The organism is Streptomyces sp. MK37H, assembly GCF_018035285.1.
GTDB classification, from domain to species: Bacteria; Actinomycetota; Actinomycetes; order Streptomycetales; family Streptomycetaceae; genus Streptomyces; species Streptomyces endocoffeicus.
This window is the reverse complement of sequence record NZ_JAAAYH010000645.1, coordinates 1-3,558: the sequence shown is the minus strand read 5'-3', so window position 1 is coordinate 3,558 and position 3,558 is coordinate 1. Positions and strand designations below refer to the sequence as shown.

The following is a 3,558-nucleotide window of genomic DNA, read 5'->3' as shown; positions in this document are numbered from 1 at the left end:
CCCCGCCACTGCGACCCCTGACCCGGAAACACCAGGGCGGTCCGCCACGCGAGTTCGGCTTCCGCCTCGTCCATGGCGGCCACGCCCCGGACCACCTGCGGGGCCGAGTCGCCGGAGGCGAGCATGGCGAGCCCGGTCCGGGCGCTGTCGCGGTCGACCGCGAGGACCACGGCACGGTGTTCCAGCGCGGCGCGGGTGGCCGTGAGCGACCAGCCCACATCCGTCAGCGGCGCCACCTCGTCCCCGTCACCGGTGAACGCCGCCAGGCGCGCGGCCTGGGCCCGCAGTCCGGCCTCGGAGCGGCCGGAGACCACCCACGGAACGGCGTTCGCCGTGAGTCCGGACGCCGCCTCGGCGGCCGGGGGCTCCTCCGGCTCCGCGTCCTCCTCCGCGGGCTGCGGCTCTTCGAGGATCACGTGGGTGTTCGTGCCGCTGATGCCGAACGCCGAGACCGCGGCCCGGCGCGGGCGGCCGTCCGTCGCCCAGTCCACCGGTTCGGTGAGTAGCCGCACGGCGCCCGACGACCAGTCGACGTGCGGGGTCGGCTCGTCCACGTGCAACGTCCTGGGGAGCAGTCCGTGGCGCATCGCCTGTGTCATCTTTATGACGCCCGCCACGCCCGCCGCCGCCGAGGTGTGCCCGATGTTCGACTTGACGGAGCCCAGCCACAGCGGCCGGTCCGCTGGACGCCGCTCCCCGTACGTGGCGAACAGGGCATGGGCCTCGATGGGGTCGCCCAGGGTGGTGCCCGTGCCGTGCGCCTCCACCGCGTCGATCTGGTCGGGGGCGGCCTGGGCGTTGCGGAGAGCGGCGCGGATGACTCGTTCCTGGGAGGGGCCGTTGGGGGCAGTCAGGCCGTTGCTCGCGCCGTCCTGGTTGACGGCGGAGCCGCGGACGACGGCCAGCACCTCGTGGCCGTTGCGGCGCGCGTCGGACAGCCGCTCGACCAGCAGCAGCCCCAGCCCCTCGGCCGGGCCGAAGCCGTCGGCGGAGGCGGCGAAGGCGCGGCAGCGGCCGTCGGGGGACAGCGCCCGCTGGCGGCTGAACTCGGCGTAGCCGATGGAGGTGGACATCACGGTCACGCCACCGGCCACCGCGAGGGAGCATTCGCCCGAGCGCAGCGCCTGGGCGGCCAGGTGCAGGGCCACCATGGACGACGAGCAGGCGGCGTCCACGGTGACGGCGGGCCCCTCCAGGCCGAAGGTGTACGCGACCCGGCCGGACATGACGCTCGCGAAGTTGCCGGTGGCGTAATAGCCCTCGACGACCTCGGGTATGGCCTGGAGCTTCCAGCCGTAGTCCATCGAACTGAAGCCGATGAACGTGCCGGTGGGGCTGCCCTTGAGGGATTTCGGGTCGATTCCGGCGCGTTCGAAAAGCTCCCAGGCGCCCTCCAGAAGCAGCCGCTGCTGGGGGTCCATGGCCAGCGCCTCGCGTGGCGAAATGCCGAAGAATCCCGCGTCGAATGCGGTGGCGTCGTGCAGGAATCCGCCGCCGTGCACATAGTTCTTCCCGGTGTGGGTGGGGTCGGGGTCGTATTCGCCGTCGATGTCCCAGCCTCGGTCGGTGGGGAATGCGGTGATCGCGTCCCGGCCCTCGGCGACCAGCTCCCACAGCTCCTCGGGAGAGTTCACCCCGCCCGGATAGCGGCAGGCCATGCCGACGATGGCGATCGGCTCACGGTTCGCGGCCTCCGCCTCGCGCAGCCGGCGCTGGGTCTGCCGCAGGTCGCCGGTCACCCGCTTGAGATAGGCGAGCAGTTTCTCTTCGTTCTCCGCCATTGCCTCTAATTCCCCACTCGCGTCGCGTCGAGACCGTGCTGCGGGCGCCGATTGCCCATTCCGATGCCGGGCATGGGTCAGGAATCCCCCCATTCCTTATCGAGCAAGTCGAACATTTCCTCGGCCGATGCCGATGCGAGGTCGTCTTCGGCCGCCTCGGGTCCGGAGCCGACGGTCGCCGCCGTTCCCTCGCCCGGCACCACGCCGCTGTCACGCAGTTTCCAGACCAGGGCTTCGAGGCGTTCCGCGACCTTCACCGCGCTCTCGCCGTCGCCGACCAGCCCGGCGACACCGGCCTCCAGCACCTCCAGTCCGCCGAGCACGGACTCCGCGGCGCCACCGCGCGACTCCGGTACGACCTGGGTCCGCAGATGCCGGGCCAGGGCGGCGGGCGTGGTGTGGTCGAAGACGAGGCTGGCGGGGAGGCGGAGCCCGGTGGCGGCGGCCAGCCGATTGCGCAGCTCGACCGCGGTCAAGGAGTCGAAACCGATCTCCTTGAAGGCCATGCCCGCCTCGATACCCTCGGTGCCGGAGTGGCCCAGTACGACCGCCACTTCGGTACGCACCAGCTCCAGCAACTCCTTGAGCTGGTCGTTCTCCGACAGCCCGGTGAGCCGGGCGGTCAGCGCCGCACCCGTGGTGGCATCCTCGGCGCCGCCGCCCTCGGCCTCGCGCAGGGCGCGCCGGACCTCGGGCAATTCGGCCAGCAGCGGGCTGGGCCGGGCGGCGGTGAAGCCGAGCACGAGCCGTTCCCACTCGACGTCCGCGACGGCCACGAAGGTCTCGTCGTGCTCCACGGCCTGCACCATCGCGGAGATGGCCAGCTCGGGCGCCATCTCCAGGACACCGCGCCGCTCCATGTACTCGGTGGCCCCGTCGAGCGCCATCATGCCGCCACCGCCCCAGGCGCCCCAGGCGACGGACGTGGCCGTCCGGCCACGGGCGCGCCGTGCCTCGGCGAACAGATCGAGGAAGGCGTTGCCCGCGGCGTACGCGCCCTGGCCACCGCTGCCCCAGACGGCCGCGTTGGACGAGAAGACCACGAACGCGTCCAGCGGGGTGTCCCCCAGCACCTCGTCCAGGTGCACCGCGCCCGCCACCTTGCCGGAGGTGATGCGGGCCACGTCCTCCGCCGTGGTGTCGGTGACGGATACGTACGTCTGGGGAACGCCCGCGGTGTGGACGACCGCGGTGAGCGGCCGGTCCTCGGGGACGCCCGCCACCAGCGCGGCCACCGCGTCGCGGTCCGCCATGTCGCAGGCCGTGAGGGTAACAGCGACGCCCAACTCCTCCAGTTTCGCGCGCAGTTCGGCAGCGCCAGGGGCGTCGGGGCCACGGCGGCTGGTGAGCAGCAGATGCCCGGCGCCATTGCGGGCGAACCAGTCGGCCACCTGCGCACCGATGCCGCCCGTTCCACCGGTGATCAGCACGGTGCCGCGCGGATTCCACTCCCGTACGGCGGGCTCCGCCTCCAGCGGGACGCGGATCAGCCGGCGGGCGTACGTACCGGAGGCGCGTACCGCCACCTGGTCCTCGTGCCCGTCGCCCTCCTCGTGCGGCAGCCCGGAGAGCACGGCGGCCAGCCGGTCCACGGAGGCGTCGTCGGCCGCCTCGGGCAGATCCACCAACCCGCCCCAGCGCCTGGGGTGTTCGAGCGCGAGCACCCGGCCCAGGCCCCAGGTCTGCGCCTGGTGCGGACGCGCCTCCGGCTCCCCGGCCCGGCCGGTCAGCACACCGCCGTGGGTGGCGGCCCACAGCGGGCCCGCCGCCTCGATGT

2 protein-coding genes are annotated in these 3,558 nt (G+C 73.0%); both read right to left on the bottom strand.

Features of this window, described 5'->3' with window-relative positions:
* On the bottom strand, positions 1 to 1,781 hold a 1,781-nt coding region (locus tag GWI24_RS42065), incomplete at its 3' end, for a type I polyketide synthase (RefSeq protein ID WP_210951289.1).
* Positions 1,782 to 1,858: 77 nt separating this feature from the next.
* Positions 1,859 to 3,558, bottom strand: a 1,700-nt coding sequence (locus GWI24_RS42060) for a beta-ketoacyl reductase (protein WP_210951288.1), incomplete at its 5' end; no start/stop codon positions are given.